The organism is Actinotignum sanguinis, from assembly GCF_003957255.1.
Lineage (GTDB): Bacteria > Actinomycetota > Actinomycetes > Actinomycetales > Actinomycetaceae > Actinotignum > Actinotignum sanguinis.
The window spans coordinates 1-17723 of sequence record NZ_QDIE01000016.1 but is presented as its reverse complement, the minus strand read 5'-3'; the positions used below and the strand labels follow the sequence as shown (position 1 = coordinate 17723).

General features: G+C 60.3%; 18 protein-coding genes and 1 CRISPR repeat array. Of the genes, 16 read left to right on the top strand and 2 right to left on the bottom strand.

The genetic code is table 11. The features are described from left to right. The first annotated feature begins 48 nt into the window (after positions 1-48). The 16 genes from DDD64_RS05270 to cas2e all read left to right on the top strand — a co-directional run bounded on the left by DDD64_RS05270 (position 49) and on the right by cas2e (position 13637). Positions 49-1266: a TadA family conjugal transfer-associated ATPase gene (locus DDD64_RS05270; RefSeq protein WP_126135360.1), complete on the top strand. Its 1218-nt coding sequence runs from the start codon at positions 49-51 to the stop codon at positions 1264-1266. Beyond that, entirely contained in the window at positions 1257-2309 is a 1053-nt protein-coding gene (locus DDD64_RS05265; RefSeq protein ID WP_126135359.1) for a type II secretion system F family protein, read from the top strand. Before DDD64_RS05270 ends, DDD64_RS05265 begins: the two co-directional genes overlap by 10 nt. Positions 2310-2323: 14 nt before the next feature. Next, complete coding sequence (locus DDD64_RS05260; RefSeq protein ID WP_164545925.1) at positions 2324-3205, top strand: type II secretion system F family protein; 882 nt, start codon at positions 2324-2326, stop codon at positions 3203-3205. A gap of 34 nt (positions 3206-3239) precedes the next feature. Beyond that, a complete protein-coding gene (locus DDD64_RS05255) occupies positions 3240-3452 on the top strand; it encodes a hypothetical protein (RefSeq protein WP_126135357.1) in 213 nt (70 codons plus the stop codon). After that, positions 3449-3868, top strand: coding sequence for a hypothetical protein (locus DDD64_RS05250; protein WP_126135356.1), 420 nt, complete (start codon positions 3449-3451; stop codon positions 3866-3868). The genes DDD64_RS05255 and DDD64_RS05250 overlap by 4 nt, the downstream gene beginning before the upstream one ends. Before the next feature lie 94 nt (positions 3869-3962). Further along, positions 3963-4439: a hypothetical protein gene (locus tag DDD64_RS05245; protein ID WP_126135355.1), complete on the top strand. Its 477-nt coding sequence runs from the start codon at positions 3963-3965 to the stop codon at positions 4437-4439. Next, a complete protein-coding gene (locus DDD64_RS05240; RefSeq protein ID WP_126135354.1) occupies positions 4436-4849 on the top strand; it encodes a hypothetical protein in 414 nt (137 codons plus the stop codon). Before DDD64_RS05245 ends, DDD64_RS05240 begins: the two co-directional genes overlap by 4 nt. Positions 4850-4858: 9 nt before the next feature. Then, positions 4859-6010, top strand: a complete 1152-nt coding sequence (gene prfB, locus DDD64_RS05235; RefSeq protein WP_126135353.1) for a peptide chain release factor 2 — start codon at positions 4859-4861, stop codon at positions 6008-6010. A 97-nt stretch (positions 6011-6107) separates the two neighbouring features. Beyond that, the gene (ftsE, locus tag DDD64_RS05230) at positions 6108-6800 is read left to right on the top strand and encodes a cell division ATP-binding protein FtsE (RefSeq protein ID WP_016442972.1); all 693 of its coding nucleotides are present in this window, start codon (positions 6108-6110) and stop codon (positions 6798-6800) included. Then, positions 6800-7714 (top strand): permease-like cell division protein FtsX, encoded by a 915-nt coding sequence (gene ftsX / locus DDD64_RS05225; RefSeq protein WP_126135352.1) that lies wholly within the window; start codon positions 6800-6802, stop codon positions 7712-7714. The genes ftsE and ftsX overlap by 1 nt, the downstream gene beginning before the upstream one ends. An 86-nt stretch (positions 7715-7800) precedes the next feature. Beyond that, on the top strand, positions 7801-9114 hold the full coding sequence (locus DDD64_RS05220) for a M23 family metallopeptidase (protein WP_241227435.1): 1314 nt from the start codon (positions 7801-7803) through the stop codon (positions 9112-9114). 101 nt (positions 9115-9215) lie between these two features. Next, on the top strand, positions 9216-9911 hold the full coding sequence (locus DDD64_RS05215; RefSeq protein ID WP_126135351.1) for a hypothetical protein: 696 nt from the start codon (positions 9216-9218) through the stop codon (positions 9909-9911). A gap of 16 nt (positions 9912-9927) precedes the next feature. Then, positions 9928-10458 (top strand): SsrA-binding protein SmpB, encoded by a 531-nt coding sequence (smpB, locus tag DDD64_RS05210; RefSeq protein ID WP_206435387.1) that lies wholly within the window; start codon positions 9928-9930, stop codon positions 10456-10458. Positions 10459-11762: 1304 nt separating this feature from the next. After that, positions 11763-12203: a hypothetical protein gene (locus tag DDD64_RS05205; RefSeq protein WP_126135350.1), complete on the top strand. Its 441-nt coding sequence runs from the start codon at positions 11763-11765 to the stop codon at positions 12201-12203. Between the two features lie 2 nt (positions 12204-12205). After that, the gene (gene cas1e, locus DDD64_RS05200; RefSeq protein WP_126135349.1) at positions 12206-13150 is read left to right on the top strand and encodes a type I-E CRISPR-associated endonuclease Cas1e; all 945 of its coding nucleotides are present in this window, start codon (positions 12206-12208) and stop codon (positions 13148-13150) included. Positions 13151-13157: 7 nt separating this feature from the next. Further along, a complete protein-coding gene (gene cas2e / locus DDD64_RS05195) occupies positions 13158-13637 on the top strand; it encodes a type I-E CRISPR-associated endoribonuclease Cas2e (protein WP_241227426.1) in 480 nt (159 codons plus the stop codon). 131 nt (positions 13638-13768) lie between these two features. After that, positions 13769-15993: a CRISPR direct-repeat array (repeat unit 29 nt; unit sequence CTCTTCCCCGCGCGAGCGGGGGTAATTCC). Between the two features lie 230 nt (positions 15994-16223). Here the strand turns inward: cas2e and DDD64_RS05190 are convergent. Together DDD64_RS05190 and DDD64_RS05185 are read right to left on the bottom strand one after the other, a co-directional pair. Then, positions 16224-16694: a YajG family lipoprotein gene (locus tag DDD64_RS05190; protein WP_126135348.1), complete on the bottom strand. Its 471-nt coding sequence runs from the start codon at positions 16692-16694 to the stop codon at positions 16224-16226. A 77-nt stretch (positions 16695-16771) separates the two neighbouring features. Further along, positions 16772-17668, bottom strand: a complete 897-nt coding sequence (locus DDD64_RS05185) for a hypothetical protein (RefSeq protein WP_164545924.1) — start codon at positions 17666-17668, stop codon at positions 16772-16774. Positions 17669-17723: the final 55 nt, after the last annotated feature.

Below are 17723 nucleotides of genomic sequence, written 5' to 3'. Positions count from 1 at the left end.
GTGGGAGCATCTCACCACGATTACACCCGAATATCCAGAGGAGGTGCCATGCGCGAAGCGACGTATCCGGGCTCTGCGGGCCTCGCCCCGGCTCGCCCAACGCGCCTAACTGGCCGCACCCATCACCCTGCCTCCACCAGCCGGCAAGGCATTGAAGAACGGGTGCGGGAAACGATCCGGCACCGCGGAATTGATCCGCGCCGGGACACAGCATTCCTGGAAAATCTTGTGGGAGAAACCATTACCACGTTTAATGACGAATCGGTGCGCGGAGAGCACGCAGCACTGGCGGACACAGAAAGCGTACGCTCCCACCTCATCTCCCGGTTGAGCGGATACGGGCCGCTACAAGAATTCTTCGATGACCCGCAGGTGGAAGAAATCTGGATCAATGCCCCAGATAAGATCTTTGTGGCCCGCGCCGGGGTATCCGCCCGTGTTGATCTCACCATGGCAGAACAGGAGATCCACACCCTGGTCGAGCGGATGCTCTATGCCTCCGGGCGGCGCCTAGATCTTTCTACGCCTTTCGTTGATGCCCAGCTGCCTAGCGGAGAACGCCTCCACGTGACTATCCCCGATATCACCGCACGGTACTGGGCAATCAATATCAGAAAATATACGGTGCGGGCCCGCACTCTCAGCGATCTAGTCGATGTGCATATGCTGGAAACGCGGCAGGCAGCTTACCTGAGCGCAGCTATGGAAGCAGGGCGCAATATTTTGGTATCCGGATCTACCGGGGCGGGAAAAACTACGCTCTTACGGGCTCTGCTCGGCGCGGTACCGCCAACCGAACGTCTCATTAGCGCCGAGGAAGTGTTTGAGCTGGGTATCGACCTCCCCGACGTCGTCGCGATGCAGACGCGCCCGCCATCCCTGGAAGGGCGCGGCGCGGTAACTTTGCGGGACCTCGTGCGCGAAAGCCTACGTATGCGTCCGGACCGAATCGTCATCGGAGAAGTGCGCGGGGCCGAAGCATTCGATCTGCTTATCGCCCTCAATGCGGGCATTCCCGGAGCGTGCACCATTCACGCCAATAGTGCGCGGGAAGCCCTCACCAAACTGGAGATTCTGCCACTTCTCGCGGGAGAGAACATCACCCCGAACTTCGTGACGCCCACCGTTGCCGCAACCATCAACCTCGTTGTGCACGTGAGGCGGGAACCCCACGGGCAGCGCCGTATTTCCCAGATCTTGGAAGTCGCAGGTCTCGGTCCGGACGGCAGCATCCTCACGCGAGAAGCGGGGCGATCATGGGACTAATCGTTGGAGCTGTGATTGCCACCGGAGTCCTCACAGTTATTCAAGCGCTGGTCACGTCGAATCGCTCGGGTTGGCGGGATCGCTTGGGCTGGCTGGGGCGTCAAAGAAAGCCTCGCATCACGATTCCCACACGCAGGCTCGGGATGAGTGTGTGCTGCGGTCTTGGTCTGGCCCTAGGTACCTTGCTCATCACCGGTCATCCTTTCCTTGCTGCGGCCGGAGGGACGGTGGGAATCTGGTTACCGTTCTGGCATACGCGTCACGCTGGAAGAAAAGCACGGGATGCCCAGCGCCTTGCCTGGCCCGACCGCATCGATCAGCTGCTCTCCTCCCTGCGCGCCGGCCGCACCGTGCCCGAAGCTCTCCTCTATCTGGCCACCCGGCCGGATGCCTCTCCGACGCTGCGATCCTTTGCCACCCACCTGGAAACAACAGGTAGCTTCGAAACTTCCCTAACCCGCCTAAAAGATGCCTTCCGGGATCCGGTAACAGACCGGGTACTCGAAATTCTCCGACTGGCGGTGCGTTACGGTGGCCATGATCTGCCCCGCGTCCTCGAATCACTTGCGTTGTCCTTGCGCGCAGAAAACCGAGCTCGGGGAGAACTCCTGGCCCGCCAATCGTGGACCGTCAACGGGGCACGGGTGGCCGCTCTTGCCCCGTGGCTCGTTCTCCTCCTGCTCTCGACCCGGCCCGGCACGAGGGAGGCTTTCACCTCACCAACCGGGACCCTCATCCTGCTGGCTGGCTTAGGCGCCACGCTTGTTGCCTACGCACTTATGACACATCTGGGTCGTCTCCCCGAAGAACACCGCGTTTTAGCCGCTGCGCCTGCGCCCCGGGGAGTCTCCCCAGGGTTGTCTCCACCCGCCGGTCTCGATGCGGCATCGCCGGCGCACGCAGCAGCTAAGCCACCGTCCGCCTCGCTTATCTCATCCATATCGACTACTTCGGCTACTTCGACGGTTTCGACTACCTCAACTGCCTCGAGCACGTCGCCTGCTCCGCGGTGTCCCGGTCGCGGTCGGCGCGCCGCAGTCTAGAAGGGAGCATTTCCGTGGATTTCCCCCTTCCCGCACTCACCGGTAGCATCCTCGCGGCAGGTCTCCTCCTGCTGGCCTGGTGGTGGGCTTGGCCGGGCCCACCCCTGCTCTCACGCATCACACCATATTTAGGTAGTGCTCGCCCGCGCCTGCCTCATCGCATCATCAGAATTGCCTTGCGTGGCGCGGAAAAATTTGGTTCCACTCACGCGTCGGTTGCTCGCCGCCTCCACTGTTTAGGGGAGGGCGACGTCGCAGACTTCCGCTTTGCCCAGCTACGCGCGGGAGTGCTCGCGGCAGTAGCAGGGATCGGGTTAGGGCTAGCGTGCTTAGCGCGCGGACTACCCGCGGCGCTCGCGGCTGCCTGTCCTATATTTTTCCTGCTCGGTGCGATCCTCGTCACGGACTCCCACCTCACCGCGCGCCTGCGCCAGCGCGACAACGCTATCACAGCAGAACTTCCCGATATCGCCCAGCTCCTGAGCATCGCGGTAGGGGCGGGTACCAGCATCGGGGGTGCTCTCGAATATGTTGCGAGCTTTGCCGGCGGGGCCCTGGGAAAAGAACTGCGTCGCACCTTAGGGGATGTTTATGCCGGAGATCCGCTCACCACGGCGGTACGCCACTTGAGCGACCGTGTGCACAACCCGGCGCTACACAACCTCTGCGACGCGTTGCTAGCCACCCTCGCCCACGGATCTGCACTCACCGATACCCTGCGTGTGCAAGCAGAAGAAGCACGGGACTATGCCCGCCGCCAGCTCCTCGAACGCGGAGGCCGGCGCGAAATCCTCATGATGATTCCCGTTGTTTTCCTTATCTTGCCGTTCGTCGTGGTTATCGCCCTCTATCCGGGGCTGACCCGACTCACTTTCCTTCCCCTCACCTCACCGTAAACCGGAAATACTCAGCTCACGAAAGGAACCACTCATGCCCATGCCAACCCACAGCGCGCTTATCCACCCCGATATATCACCGGCAACGTGGGCCGGTTCGGATCCCCGCGAACGCGGGGACGTGCCCGGCTGGGTGCTCGTCACCCTCATGACCGTTGGCCTAGTTCTCGCTATCTGGGCGGTAGCCGGGCCGGCCCTCACGAACCTCTTCTCGACCGCCATCGAGCGCATCTCGAGTTTTTCATGAGGAAGATACGCGATGCCGCACATTCCTTTGCCGAACGCGGGGCCGCGGTCGTGGATTTCTGCCTCTTAGCTGGGATAGTTGCTCTTGCTGCCCTGGCGCTCGCAGTTCTTGGATCCCGCGTCTTCGCCATCGAACAGATACGTGATTGTGCAGCGCGAGCCGCACGCACGGGAGCGGTGCGCCACCTGAACTTGTCAGAGGTGGCACGGCAGGCCGAGTCAGACATCGGCGCCCGCCTGCCCGGGTGCCAGTGCACGGCCAACGCGAGCACGATCCGCATCGGGAGCGAAGAATTTCTCCGGGTAGAGATCAGCGGAAACTATTCCTCAATCCTGGGAACCAGCCGGGTTCGGCTACATGCACATGCGCATGTGCTCGACACAGATGCCACCACCCCGCGGCGGGCCAGCCCGTAACTCGCTACCTGACGCAACTAGCCAGCTGTCATGACTCGCCACCTGTCGCAATCCGCGACTTGTCGTAACCCACCACCCGAAAAGGAACACCGGTATGAAGCACCCTCGCCTTCCTCTCCCGCGGATCGACAGCGAAGAAGGGAACGGCACCTTGGAAGCCCTCGCGGTACTCGTCATGCTAGTTTTGCCACTCCTCATCTTCACCGTGGAAAGTGCCGAGATTACCCGCGCGCGGGCAGTAGCCGCCCGGGCGGCTCAGGAGGCAGCTCGCAGTTTCGCAACCGCGGATAGTACAGCGGCCGGAACCGCCCGCGCTCGGGCGGTTGCCCACGCAGTTGTGAGCGACGCCGCCATAAGCGACGCCGCCATAAGCGACGCCGCCATAAGCGACGCCGCAGCGAACGCCTCACCCCCGCAGATCTCCTGCTCCGCGCACCCGTGCCTGACTCCGGGAGCACACATCACCGTCACCGTGGAGGTATCCGTGCCGCTTGTTTATATCGGGCGGGCCGTCCTCATCGAGCAAAGCGCTTCCACAACCGTTGATCGTTTTCGACAGGCGCGGCCGTGACCACCCCGGCGAAAGCTCCCACACCTCGCGAACGCGGCAATATCCTCATCCTGGGCCTAGGAGTCTGGGCGGTCAGCGCCATCCTGTGCCTGGGGTTCATCTACCTCACCACCGTCCTCACCGCCCGGCATACACTCCAGGGACAGGCCGATTCTGCCGCGCTCGCGATCAGCCAAGAGATCGCACAGGAGTGCTACTTCAGTGCTGCATCCCTGGCCAATTGCCATCCCAGCACCGCCACCGTGCGCCAGCTCGCCGCCGCAATATTTCCTGCTGATCACGTCCTGCCAGATACCGGCGCGGATAGCGCCGGCGTCGTCGTCGCCATAGAAAAAACAGTACGGCTGCCGATAGTGGACCTGCCCGTTTCGATACGCGCGCAGGCCCGGGCGCGCCTTGACCTGAGGTAGCCTTATGCCGTGAGTGATTTTTCCGAACGTCTTGACCATCTGCGCAGTGTTTTTCACCAAATCGAAGCGGTGACCGATGTGGAGGGCCTCACCGCGCGCATCGCCGCGCTGACGGAAGAATCCGCCGCGCCCGGGCTCTGGGATGATACCGCTCGCGCCCAAGAAGTCACCTCGAAACTCTCCCACGCCCAAAGCGAACTGGAGAAACTCGAGACTATGCGCGCGCGTATCGAGGATGCCGGTGCACTCCTCGAAATCGCGCAGGAAGAAGAACTTTCGGATCCGGCTTCGGCTCGGGAAGTCTACGAAGCGCTCGGCGAAGAAATGACAGGCACCGAAAAAGCGCTGGAAGAACTCCATATCCGCACCCTGCTAGCCGGCAAATACGATGAGCGCGATGCCGTGGTGACCATTCGTTCCGGGGCCGGGGGAGTGGACGCGGCCGATTTCGCGCAGATGCTCCAGCGCATGTACCTGCGCTGGGCCGAACGCAGCGGTTACGCCACCAAAGTGCTCGATACCTCCTATGCCGAAGAAGCCGGGTTGAAATCCACCACCTTTGAGGTGAGCGCACCCTATGCCTACGGCACTCTTTCGGTGGAAGCGGGGACCCATCGGCTGGTGCGTATCTCGCCTTTTGATAATCAGGGTCGGCGCCAAACTTCCTTTGCTGCCGTCGAGGTTATTCCGCTTATCGAACAAACCGACCATATTGATATTCCCGATACTGATATTCGCATTGATGTGTTCCGTTCCTCGGGCCCGGGCGGCCAGTCTGTTAACACCACTGATTCGGCGGTGCGCATCACCCATCTGCCCACCGGCATCGTGGTATCGATGCAGGATGAAAAATCGCAGATCCAAAACCGGGCCGCGGCGATGCGGGTCTTGCAATCGCGCCTACTCCTTCTCAAACAGGAAGAGGAAGCGCGCGAAAAGAAAGAACTGCGCGGAGATATTAAAGCCTCGTGGGGGGACCAGATGCGGTCCTATGTGCTCCAGCCCTACCAGATGGTTAAGGATCTGCGCACGGGGTACGAATCGGGGAATACTGACGCTATTTTCGATGGTGATATTGACGGCTTCATCGACGCCGGTATCCGCTGGCGCGCTACCGGTGAGAAAGCGGGAGAAAAGGCGGGCGATAACGTGGGGGAGTAAACCGCGGGAGTTTCGCGGATCGTGCGGCGCGTCCCGCGCGATTTCGCGGCCTGTTCCGTAGGGTAAAGCACGATAGTAGTAATCTAAGGGCAAGTTTATGATCACATTTACCAAGGTGACGAAGCTCTACCAGAAGGGCGCGAAACCCGCGCTGGACTCGGTGAGCGCGGATATTGACCGCGGCGAATTCGTTTTCCTCGTGGGCCCCTCCGGTTCGGGAAAATCAACGATGCTTTCGCTCATCAACGTTGCCGAACGGCCAACATCCGGAAAAATTGAGGTGCTCGGTAAGGATCTCGCCACTGTTTCCCAGCGGCGCGTTCCTTTCCTGCGGCGCCGTATCGGTACGGTGTTCCAAGATTTCCGGCTCCTTCCCGATAAGAACGTGCACGATAACGTGGCACTCGCGCTTCAGGTCATCGGGGCTCCGCGCCACCGCATCCGCACCGAAGTTCCGGAAGTGCTGGAAATGGTGGGCCTGGACGGCAAGGAACGCCGCCGCATGAACGAACTTTCCGGTGGGGAACAGCAGCGCGTGGCTATTGCCCGCGCCATGGTCAATCGCCCGGAAATCCTCCTCGCTGACGAACCGACCGGCAACCTGGATCAAAATACCGGGCTGTCGATTATGCGCCTCCTGGACCGTATCAACCGCTCGGGCACCACGGTGGTTATGGCCACGCACGATGCCAGCGTCGTCAACCAGATGCGTAAACGCGTGATTGAGCTGGCCAACGGCGTGATCGTTCGCGATCAGGATCGCGGCCAGTACGGAGGAGGGCAACACTAATGCGCAGTCGTTTCGTCCTGTCCCAAACATTCAAGGGACTTATCAATAACAAGGCGATGGCTGCCTCGGTTTCCCTCGTCACCTTCGTTTCCCTCCTTTTTGTGGGCGCGGCAGCGCTACTCCAAACCCAGATCAGCCACCTGCGTGCCGATTGGTACAGCCAGGTGGAAGTCTCGGTGTTCATGTGCGCGGCAAATGACGCCACCGAACCATGCGCAGGTAACGAAGCCACTGAGGAACAAATCAAAGCTATCGATACCGCCCTGACCACCGAACCGCTTGCTTCCCAGGTGGAGCGCTACGAATTCGAGACTAAAGAAGAAGCCTTCGCCAATTACCGCGAACAAATGGGCGATTCGGTCTGGCGTGACACCGTCACCGCCGACCAAATGCAAGTTTCCTTCCGCGTCAAACTCCACGACCCGGAAAAGTACCAGGTGCTCGTGGAAGACCTCGGCAACCGCCCCGGAGTGCAGAGCGTGTATGACCAGCGCGAACAAATCGAGCCGGTTTTCGCCACGCTCAACCGTTTCACCGCGATTGCCGGCGGACTGGCCGCGGTCATGATCCTCACCGCGCTTCTCCTCATTCCTACCACGATTCGCCTTTCGGCAATGTCGCGGCGTAACGAAACGGGGATTATGCGCTACGTGGGCGCCTCGAATTTCTTCATCGAGCTGCCCTTCATTCTCGAGGGAATTATCGCCTCACTCGTTGGCGCGATTTTCGCGGTCGGAGGGCTGTGGCTGGCAGCGAAATTCCTGCTGGAAGACTGGATTTCCCAATCGCTGCCGTGGATTCGGGTGATTGGCGTGAGCGAAGCCCTCCAGGTGGCGCCCTGGCTGCTTATCGGTTCGGTAGTGGTGTCCGGCCTGGCGTCCTGGATCGCTTTGCGCAGGTACGCACGCGTGTAACGGAGGTGGGGCGACGGTGCCGCGGCGTCGTCGCTCACCATGACGGTACGGTCGCTAACAGAGATACATATAGGAAAGGTGATCCGGTGAGAATCGGGAGCAGACGATGGCTGGGGGTGCTGGCAGCAGGTGCGCTGGGCGTCGCCGGGTTAGCGACGCCGGCGCGTGCCGATGACCGCGACGACCTCGTCCGCCAGCAAGAACAGCAGGAAGCGGAAATTGAGAATCTGCGGTCCTCCCTCGAGGGTGTGGACGTGGATTTGCAGAACGTCTACCTCAAGCTGCAAGAAACGCAGGCGCAGGTTCCCGGGGCGCAGGCCGCATTATTGCAGGCGCAGAACGACGCCGCAGCAGCCCAGCGCGAACAAGAAAAGATCGGTGCGCGCCTGGATGCCGCCGAAGGCGAACTCGATTCCATCACCACTTCCATTGCGCAAGGAGAGAAGAAACTGAGCGAAACGCGCGATAACCTCGGTGAGATCGCGCGCTCCGAATACCGCGGGGATAACCGGGTTTCTACCGTGGAGCTCCTCATCGGCGCGAAGTCGAGCGCGGATTTCTTCAATGCGCTTTCCGCGAATCAAGCTATTACCCGGGTGCAATCCCAAACTCTCACCGACGTCACCCAAACAACGGCGGCTAACCGGACTCGCGCCCAGCGGCAAAAGGCAGTGCAGGGGGAGATCTCCCAGCTCAAGAGCCAGGCGGATGCCGCCGTGGCGGAAAAGAAATCCAAAGAGGCAGCCGCCGCGGCCCGCACGAAGGAACTCGCGGATCTCGAAGCTTCCGTCACGCAGCAATCCCAAGCCCTGGAGGCGCGGCGCGGGGAATTCCAGAACTCGCTTTCGGCCATGAACGCGGCCCGCGATGATACCGCCGCGCAGATTGCCCGCATTGACGAAGAAAACCGGCGGCGTGCCGCGGAAGCAGCAGCCCAGGGCGGCGGGGGAGGTGCCCCGGCGGCGCCTCCGGCGGCCTCCGGAGCACTCATCCCACCGGTGCCCGCACCGCTGTATGTGACCTCGCCCTTCGGGATGCGGGTCTATCCCTTCGACGGCGGCTGGTGGATGCACGAGGGCGTGGACTTGCGTTCAGCCTGCGGTAACCCGCAATATGCGGCGGCGGCTGGCGTGGTGGCTGCGGTGCGGCCGGCCTCCGGTAATGGCACGCACGGTAACCAGGTCATTCTTAACCTTGGCTATATCAATGGCTCGTCCTACGTGGTGGTTTACAACCACCTCTCTGGCTTCAACGTGTCCGTGGGGCAGAGCGTGGGCCAGGGCGATGTGATCGGTTGGACGGGAATGACGGGCATGGTCACCGGCTGCCACGTACACTTTGAGGTGTGGCAGGACGGCGTGGTCATCGACCCGATGTCCCTGCCGGGATTCTACGAATAACGCGCCGGAAACGCTGGAGCCCTGGCGAGCCCTGCATATTGGCTAGCCCAGCGCGTTAGCGCAGCTGACCACCTAACCGCGAATCGACGAATGAGGATGTCATGACACAAGCACACGGCTCGACCGATCCCGCTCCCACCACCGCTGCGGCCTCGCACGTGCCTGACACCGCGTCGGAAGCAGAAGAACTGGTCCAACCTCGGGTGATGGAGGAGGACGCGGTTCCGGCCGGTGCGGAAACACCGGTTGCAACCACCGAGGTAAGCTTCGGTTCGCCGCGTCAGGACGCACCCGCGTCTGGTTCGCCCGATGTGCACGCGCCGACGAAGAAAAAGCAGAAGGCAGATGTGAGCGAATATTCGCGGCGGCAATTGGAGAAGCGCTACGCGCGCGGGCAGCGTAAAGCCACGGCCTACGAGGTGCTCACCGGGGTGCTGGCGCTCGTGCTCGCCTGGTTCGTGTGGGATCGAGCTGCTATCACCGATTCGCCTTACGCGGTGGGGACGCTGCTTTTCGCGGTCGGTTTCGCGGCGCTCATTGTGCTGGCGATGGTACGCCGCATGATTAATACGATCTCTACGCGGCGGGGGATCGCGGTGGCCGGGGTAGCTACCGGCGTGACTACTTTTGTTATTGGATTGATTGTCACCTTGACGGTTAACACCGATGCGGCAGCTGCGCCGTCGTTCTTCACCGATCATCTACTGGACGTGAGCGCGCCGGCGGTGGTGCTGCTGGCCGGAACCCTTGTTTTTGTATGGCTCCTCATCACTGACCAGCGCGAGCTTAAGGATTAGAACGGAGAAAGCCCGAGTGGCGAAGAAAAAAGCGGGGAAGCTGAGCGCGGCCCAGCAGGCGAAAGCCGCGGCCGATGCACATCAGGTGATCGCGCGCAATAAGAAAGCGCGGCACGACTATTTCATTGAGGACACCTTTGAGGCGGGGATGTCGCTATCCGGCACCGAGGTGAAGGCGCTGCGCATGGGGCGGGCCTCGCTGGTGGATGGCTGGATTGAGGTGGACCGCGGGCAGGTGTACGCGCACGGGATCAATATCCCGATTTACGCGATGGGGACGTGGACGAATCACGCGCCCACCCGCAAGCGGCGCCTGCTGCTGCACAAATCGGAGATTGAGAAGCTGGCGCGGGCGGTCGAGGCGAAGGGGTATACGATTGTGCCCCTCGAGCTGTATTTCGTGCGTGGGCTCGCCAAGCTGGAAATCGCGGTGGCCAAGGGTAAGCAGGAATGGGATAAGCGCGAGACGATCCGCCGGCGCGAAGCAGACCGGGAGGCGCAGCGGGCGATGTCTGCTGCCCGGCGCCGCGAAGGGCTGGTGCGGTAGCTCAATACAAGTTGCAAACCCGCGATAAACAAAACTGCGCGTCGTTTTCCTTAGGCGAGTTGGTGCGGGTTAGCGGTGGAATTGCTCCGCTTGTGTGGGGAAGAGAAGCTGGCGAGCATGTTCCAACCGGCATTACGAGAATTACCCCCGCCTACGCGGGGAAGAGCACCGGCTACAGCCGCCGGTGGATTAGCGTATGGAATTACCCCCGCTTGCACGGGGAAGAGCTTGAGTGAGGGCCGCGGCGCTCGATAGGCATAGAATTACCCCCGCTTGCGCGGGGAAGAGCGTACGCTTTCTTTCTCAGCTGCTTTAGCTTCGGAATTACCCCCGCTTGCACGGGGAAGAGTACTCATGATGAGCTTGTAGCGTGGCTTGCTAAGAATTACCCCCGCTCGCGCGGGGAAGAGGAGAGCTGAGTGTGCAGCGCTCGGAGGATATCGGAATTACCCCCGCTCGCGCGGGGAAGAGCTGCGCGCAGCTCCACCACCTCAGTATTTTCAGGAATTACCCCCGCTCGCGCGGGGAAGAGACGGCGTCCACGCCTTGCGGGTGTGGCTCGCCGGAATTACCCCCGCTCGCGCGGGGAAGAGCACTTCTCGCACGTCCCGCGCGGCGTATGCCCGGAATTACCCCCGCTCGCGCGGGGGAAGAGATGGCAGGCGACCTAGTACGCGCTAACTGCCCGGAATTACCCCCGCTCGCGCGGGGAAGAGGTGAGGGTGATGGAGGTTTTTCCGAGGCCCATGGAATTACCCCCGCTCGCGCGGGGAAGAGCCCATAGCAGACCCTCACGCGCCTTACCGGGTGGAATTACCCCCGCTCGCGCGGGGAAGAGTCCCGGATTTCCACACCCGCGGGAATTTCCCCGGAATTACCCCCGCTCGCGCGGGGAAGAGTCTCCGGGTGCGAGAGGAAAACAAGGGGGAGAGGAATTACCCCCGCCTACGCGGGGAAGAGGCTAAGATCGATGAGATCATCACCGGGGATAAGGAATTACCCCCGCCTACGCGGGGAAGAGATCGATACGCGCGGGCGCGTCGTCGTCGCTGAGGAATTACCCCCGCCTACGCGGGGAAGAGGTTAGTTCGAGTTCTTTCATTAAGGTTTCGAGGGAATTACCCCCGCCTACGCGGGGAAGAGACTGCCTGACCTGGTCGTTTATTGGCGAAACCCCCGAGAATGGCAACGGAACAGAGTTCCAGATTTGCGGATCTCTATGAGATGCGCCGGTGCGCTAGGTGCGACGATCAAGTCAGTTCCCACCTTTAGCGGGAATCCGCGCCCGGAACGCTGCTTACAATATGAAAAACTGTCTGGGCGAGGCCTCCCAGGTGCAGTCCTTCGCGGCCATGACCCAGCGCGATCAAAACCTCGGGGACGAGCGCTCAACCAGGCTCATCGAGGTGGAAACCACCCGCCTGATTGTGTGCGGCGATCCGGATATTATCCCCGGTGCGTGGACGGGGAACCCCGAAGATTTGAAGAAGCTACGCGGCAGCGACCGCGAGGGCATACGCCGAGCCTTACGCGCATCCGTTCCGGTTACCGTCACTAGCGGCGCGAAAACACTGTTTACAAATGCGGAATCGCTTGAAAACGCACCGTCGCTGCTATGCCGTTACCACGTTTTAAACGACGGCGCAGCTCATTACGACCCGCTCATCGGGCTCGTTGTGCCGGATAGCATTCCGGATCCCCACCGTTCTGGCACGCCCGCGCTGCATGCCACCGGAAAGGAGTAAACATGGCTTACTCAGATGAGGCTCTGGCCTTCCGCACTATCAAGGCGAACGAGCAGGTGCGCCTTGAGGACCGGGTCTCCTTCCTCTACCTCGAATACGTGCAGATCCGCCAATCGCGCACGGGCGTAGTAGCCTACGATGCCGGCCGGGAAGGAAAGAATGGATCCTTGGAAGGCACCCGTGCCCGGGCGATCCAACTCCCCGTAGCCGGGTTAGCAGTGCTTACCTTGGGTCCCGGAACCTCGATTTCGAGTGCGGCGCTTACCTCCTGCGCCCGCGCCGGAACAACCGTTCTTATCACGGGCGGGGGAGGAGTACCCCTGTATACTCACGCTACGCCGCTCACCTCGAGCGCACGATGGGCCATTGCACAAGCCCGGCTGGTGAGTAATGAAGCCCGGCAGCGCGAAGCTGCGCTCGTGCTCTACAAAAAACAGCTGGGTGTGGAGAATGCGCCTGGCAGTTCTATTGCCACCATGCGCGGGCTGGAGGGGCAGCTCATGCGCAATACCTACCGCACGATGGCAGCAAAATATGGAACCGGGAGCTTCGCACGTGATACTTCCTCGGACGACCCGGTCAATGCCGGCCTGAACTTGGCGAATTCAATACTCTACGGGTGCGCAGCTTCCGTGTGCGCGGCACTGGGGATCAACCCGGCACTGGGGATTATTCACCGCGGCGACGCGCGCTCCTTACTTTTTGACCTCGCGGATCTGTACAAACCGAGCGTGACGATTCCTCTGGTGTTCGCGGCCGCGCGTGAAGAAGACCCCATGATTGCCGTTCGCAAAGCGGTGCGGAGAGCTATCGTAGACCACCGCATTCTTCCCGATATGCTCGCCACCATCATGGACATCCTCCAGCCTTTCCTCCCCGCACGCGACGACGACCGACTCATCTCCGGTAATAACGTTGAAGTTTCCGGCCACATCCAGTACGGATAAGGAGGCTGTGTTGTTCGTTGTTGTTAATGCGGTCGCCATCCCAGATCACCTGCGCGGATACTTGAGCAGGTTTCTTTCCGAGGTGACCACCGGATTATACGTGGGAGTTGTTTCCGCGCGAGTGCGGGACAATTTGTGGGAACGTGCCGTATCCGCCGCAGGTTCCGGCAGCCTCACTCTTATTTATAACGACGCCGCCCGTGAGCAAGGCTTCGCGCTACGCAGCACGGGAACCGGCAGTCGCCCAGTCCTTGATCTGGTCGGCATGCTGCTTATCGGGATGGGTGCGGAGGATGCAGTTGCTACGGAAGAAGTTGGCGTCGATCTGCCGGGTGCTTCGCTCAGCTCTCCTGATTCGGTTAGTAATGCGCCGATTCATCGCGAACGGAGGAGCCGGGTTCGCAAACGCACGGTCACTATAGCCAAACGGGATAATCGGGGGCACGAGCCTGTATCCGATAAAGATAGGCATGCCGGAATAAGCTAAATTTAAGAGGTGGGAACTAACGTGGTTGTTACGCTCGGCGAATCGGCGTATCTCCCGGCGAGCCGCAAATCTGGAACTCTGTTCCATTGCGATTTCCGGGTCCGCCACCGATAAACAACCAGGTCAGGCAGCTCTTCCCCGCGCGAGCGGGGGTAATTCCCACCGGCCGCGGCCCGCGGTAGTGAGGGGGATCTCTTCCCCGCGCGAGCGGGGGTAATTCCATTAGTCAATCACGCTCATTTCTTCTATAGCTCTCTTCCCCGCGCGAGCAGGGGTAATTCCGTTGCTCAAGTAATGGAACGCTTGCAAACTAACTCTTCCCCGCGCGAGCGGGGGTAATTCCGCGAAGCAATTAGCGAAGTGTGGCCCGGTTGCCTCTTCCCCGCGCGAGCGGGGGTAATTCCGAAGCCGCCACGGCCGTAGGTCTCTCGGCTAACTCTTCCCCGCGCGAGCGGGGGTAATTCCCCGCCGTGTTTGGTGGCCGCTACCTCACGCAACTCTTCCCCGCGCGAGCGGGGGTAATTCCTCATTCGAGTGTGCCGAATCGCATCGCATCGGCTCTTCCCCGCGCGAGCGGGGGTAATTCCATCGCCCGCGGTGGTGGAATCCTCGTCTATACCTCTTCCCCGCGCGAGCGGGGGTAATTCCTCTCAAGTAATTGAGACTTTCGCCGAAACCGTCTCTTCCCCGCGCGAGCGGGGGTAATTCCAGTGGCCGCTGACCTCATCGATGTGCTGCCGACTCTTCCCCGCGCGAGCGGGGGTAATTCCGGGCGTCTTGTTCGTCGCCCGCGCGTCTACCACTCTTCCCCGCGCGAGCGGGGGTAATTCCTTCGAGCCCGGCCTGATCACGCATTGCCTGGTCTCTTCCCCGCGCGAGCGGGGGTAATTCCTATTTTTCGCCCTGGCGGTGTCACGTCGTCGACTCTTCCCCGCGCGAGCGGGGGTAATTCCCGGCCCATTCGCCACGACGGTGACAGACTCAACTCTTCCCCGCGCGAGCGGGGGTAATTCCGGTAAAGGGATTCTTTAGCGACCTCTGGACGACTCTTCCCCGCGCGAGCGGGGGTAATTCCCCGAATCACTATCACCGCTGACCCTAGCTATACTCTTCCCCGCGCGAGCGGGGGTAATTCCTTACCCGCCTGCGCGGGGAAGAGCGGTGCGTACTCTTCCCCGCGCGAGCGGGGGTAATTCCCACTGAGGGTCGCCGGGCGGTAGCGATCATTGCTCTTCCCCGCGCGAGCGGGGGTAATTCCGCGATCTGCCCATGCCGCCTCAATATCGATACCTCTTCCCCGCGCGAGCGGGGGTAATTCCTGATTGAAAGGCTTTATTGTGGAACACATGTTCTCTTCCCCGCGCGAGCGGGGGTAATTCCCACCAGCTCGCCATCAACCCATTGATCTTGCGCTCTTCCCCGCGCGAGCGGGGGTAATTCCGACCGCGCAAACCTGGGACGCACTCGCCGACACTCTTCCCCGCGCGAGCGGGGGTAATTCCCTTGTGTTTTTGGATTATCGGGAACATGGCGTCTCTTCCCCGCGCGAGCGGGGGTAATTCCGTTGGTGCCAGTGCCCATTTTTTGGGTGGAGCCTCTTCCCCGCGCGAGCGGGGGTAATTCCACCCTTACTTATGACGACCTCACACCTTTCCTCTCTTCCCCGCGCGAGCGGGGGTAATTCCGAGGATTCCACCGCGGGCGGCGATGTTGCAGACTCTTCCCCGCGCGAGCGGGGGTAATTCCATACCACACCACGCCACAGGTGGCGGCGAAAACTCTTCCCCGCGCGAGCGGGGGTAATTCCAACCGCCGTCATCTCTTCACCATCTTCCAAGCCTCTTCCCCGCGCGAGCGGGGGTAATTCCGGGGAAATTCCCGCGGGTGTGGAAATCCGGGACTCTTCCCCGCGCGAGCGGGGGTAATTCCTATAGCCGAAAACTCCAGCAACGCATCCTCAACTCTTCCCCGCGCGAGCGGGGGTAATTCCTATCAACGGTAATTACATCGGTAAGGGGGAAACTCTTCCCCGCGCGAGCGGGGGTAATTCCCTGGATCCACGTCCCCTTGGTCTTCGCGTATTCTCTTCCCCGCGCGAGCGGGGGTAATTCTATGTGGCTGGTGTGGATAAGGCGTCCCGTGAGCTCTTCCCCGCGCGAGCGGGGGTAATTCCCAAAGAAATTACTCAGAAAGATTGAGGATGAGCTCTTCCCCGCGCGAGCGGGGGTAATTCCGGGTAGCCGCTTGAGCCACGCCGCCCGCGCGGCTCTTCCCCGCGCGAGCGGGGGTAATTCCTTCGTTTGGCCAGAGGCGTCAGCCGGGTTATGCTCTTCCCCGCGCGAGCGGGGGTAATTCCTGGGCCGTAATAGCTGCATCCGTGGTGGGGCTTTTCCCGATGCGGCCTGTGCTATTCCGCTAGCGCTATGTACTCAGCGCACGCTGTCGTTCCGGGTGAGAGGAGATACATATCCTCAAGTATTCACGTAGCACCTTCAAGGAGCACATCCAATTTTGGAGGAACGTTGGAAATCGACGGCCGCGGTATTACGCCATTATAGGCGGCCCCTACCTATTCGGAATCCCGGGTTATCGAAGACCGTTCGCCGAAATGACCAACCGGACGGTCCGGTCTGCATGCATTACTTTCATGGAAGTTTTACTCGGTGTGATGTAGTCGACGAACCAGGAGTCACCGTAGTTCCAGGTTTTCGCGGGCAACGTGAGGATCGGTGAATATGCACAGAAGTTATCTCTAAGTTCGCCTAGAGTTCCCGCTGGGGCGCTACCGAAGGCAATAACGTTGTTACGATTTGTGTCCTCCTGCTTGTATACGCCAATATCTACATTTTCTAGCAGGGAACAGGTGCCGTCCCCGTTGTTTTTTGAGTTGCTAAAAGGTGTCTTGTCAATGATGCTTATTTCGAGATTTTTACCCTTGTATTTATTGAACGAGGCCGTTGCTGTAGGAGTCGGCGTCGGCTCGTTGGAGTTGCTAGCGCTGCTGCAGCCGGTGAGGACAAGAGCGGTGAGGATAGTTAGGACAATCTGCCGTTTCACGACCTCAATTTTACTCTCGGTTCGCCGAGCCGAACGATGCTACAAGTCCTGCCATTATTATCGCTGACTGTAACCATTCACCTCTCCGGCCACACATCGTTGATATTCAGAATCGTCCAGACTCCATACTCATCAATACTGTGGATGGTAGGTCCGATGTAATTCAAGGATTCGGACGCGCTACTAGTGTATTCTTTCGGATATTGCAGCTCGCAGGTCTCCACTACTCGGTAGCCGTTGCTGATATCAATGAGTGTGATGATTGGTTTACCACGCCAGGACCAAATAAGAACGCGGGAACCGGAGATTGCCACGCCAGGCACCCCCTCGAAATCTCTTTGAGTATCTACAAAACGAGTGACCTCGTGATTTTCAATCGTGACAATGGAACACGATGTACTTGGGAGAACAACCACCCGATCCGCGTCAAAGTTCATGGAGGACATGTGGAACATCGTTGCGTAGAAAGCGTCCCGATCACCAAAATGCGGCCGTAATTCATCCATGGTGGGATAAACCCATATCGGTTCGAGCTTGCTATTCCAATGAACCAGGCCGGTAACCCTAATTGGTTCACGATAGTGCCGGTCTGGGTGATCGCTCGGATATTCGGGACCCCAATGCAAACTCTCACCTATGCCTTCGTCGAAGTAGCTGGTCCAGAAGGTGCCGTCGCTCAGCGCTTGCACTTTGTCTATAGCATCCCCAACAGTCCCGCTTCTGATTAGTTTGCCTTCGACATCGTAGATGAAAGCGTTGTGGTGAGCACGGTTATCCGCTGCGTACCATCGGCACCGTGACCCGACAAGAAGAAAAGCTCCCGAAGGTAAGGATTGGATACTGGGGAAGCAAACCGGGAATCGAAAAATAGGTGTTTTCTGGATAACTTTGCCACCGGCATTGGTTGCGTCCGTTAGTGTGGTGTATCTGTATCCCGCGGTGATCCTCGTGTCGGTATACACAAAGGCGACCATCGCGGGTACCTTTCGAATCAACTCCTACCTATCCTCGAAAGGAGATACCCCGCAA

Excerpts from the sequence above, each read along its gene's own strand:
- DDD64_RS05270 (WP_126135360.1), top strand. The coding sequence starts at position 49 with ATGCGCGAAGCGACGTATCCGGGCTCTGCGGGCCTCGCCCCGGCTCGC.
- DDD64_RS05265 (WP_126135359.1), top strand. The coding sequence starts at position 1,257 with ATGGGACTAATCGTTGGAGCTGTGATTGCCACCGGAGTCCTCACAGTT.
- DDD64_RS05255 (WP_126135357.1), top strand. The coding sequence starts at position 3,240 with ATGCCCATGCCAACCCACAGCGCGCTTATCCACCCCGATATATCACCG.
- DDD64_RS05250 (WP_126135356.1), top strand. The coding sequence starts at position 3,449 with ATGAGGAAGATACGCGATGCCGCACATTCCTTTGCCGAACGCGGGGCC.
- DDD64_RS05245 (WP_126135355.1), top strand. The coding sequence starts at position 3,963 with ATGAAGCACCCTCGCCTTCCTCTCCCGCGGATCGACAGCGAAGAAGGG.
- ftsE (WP_016442972.1), top strand. The coding sequence starts at position 6,108 with ATGATCACATTTACCAAGGTGACGAAGCTCTACCAGAAGGGCGCGAAA.
- ftsX (WP_126135352.1), top strand. The coding sequence starts at position 6,800 with ATGCGCAGTCGTTTCGTCCTGTCCCAAACATTCAAGGGACTTATCAAT.
- DDD64_RS05215 (WP_126135351.1), top strand. The coding sequence starts at position 9,216 with ATGACACAAGCACACGGCTCGACCGATCCCGCTCCCACCACCGCTGCG.
- DDD64_RS05205 (WP_126135350.1), top strand. The coding sequence starts at position 11,763 with ATGAAAAACTGTCTGGGCGAGGCCTCCCAGGTGCAGTCCTTCGCGGCC.
- cas1e (WP_126135349.1), top strand. The coding sequence starts at position 12,206 with ATGGCTTACTCAGATGAGGCTCTGGCCTTCCGCACTATCAAGGCGAAC.
- DDD64_RS05185 (WP_164545924.1), bottom strand. The coding sequence starts at position 17,668 with ATGGTCGCCTTTGTGTATACCGACACGAGGATCACCGCGGGATACAGA.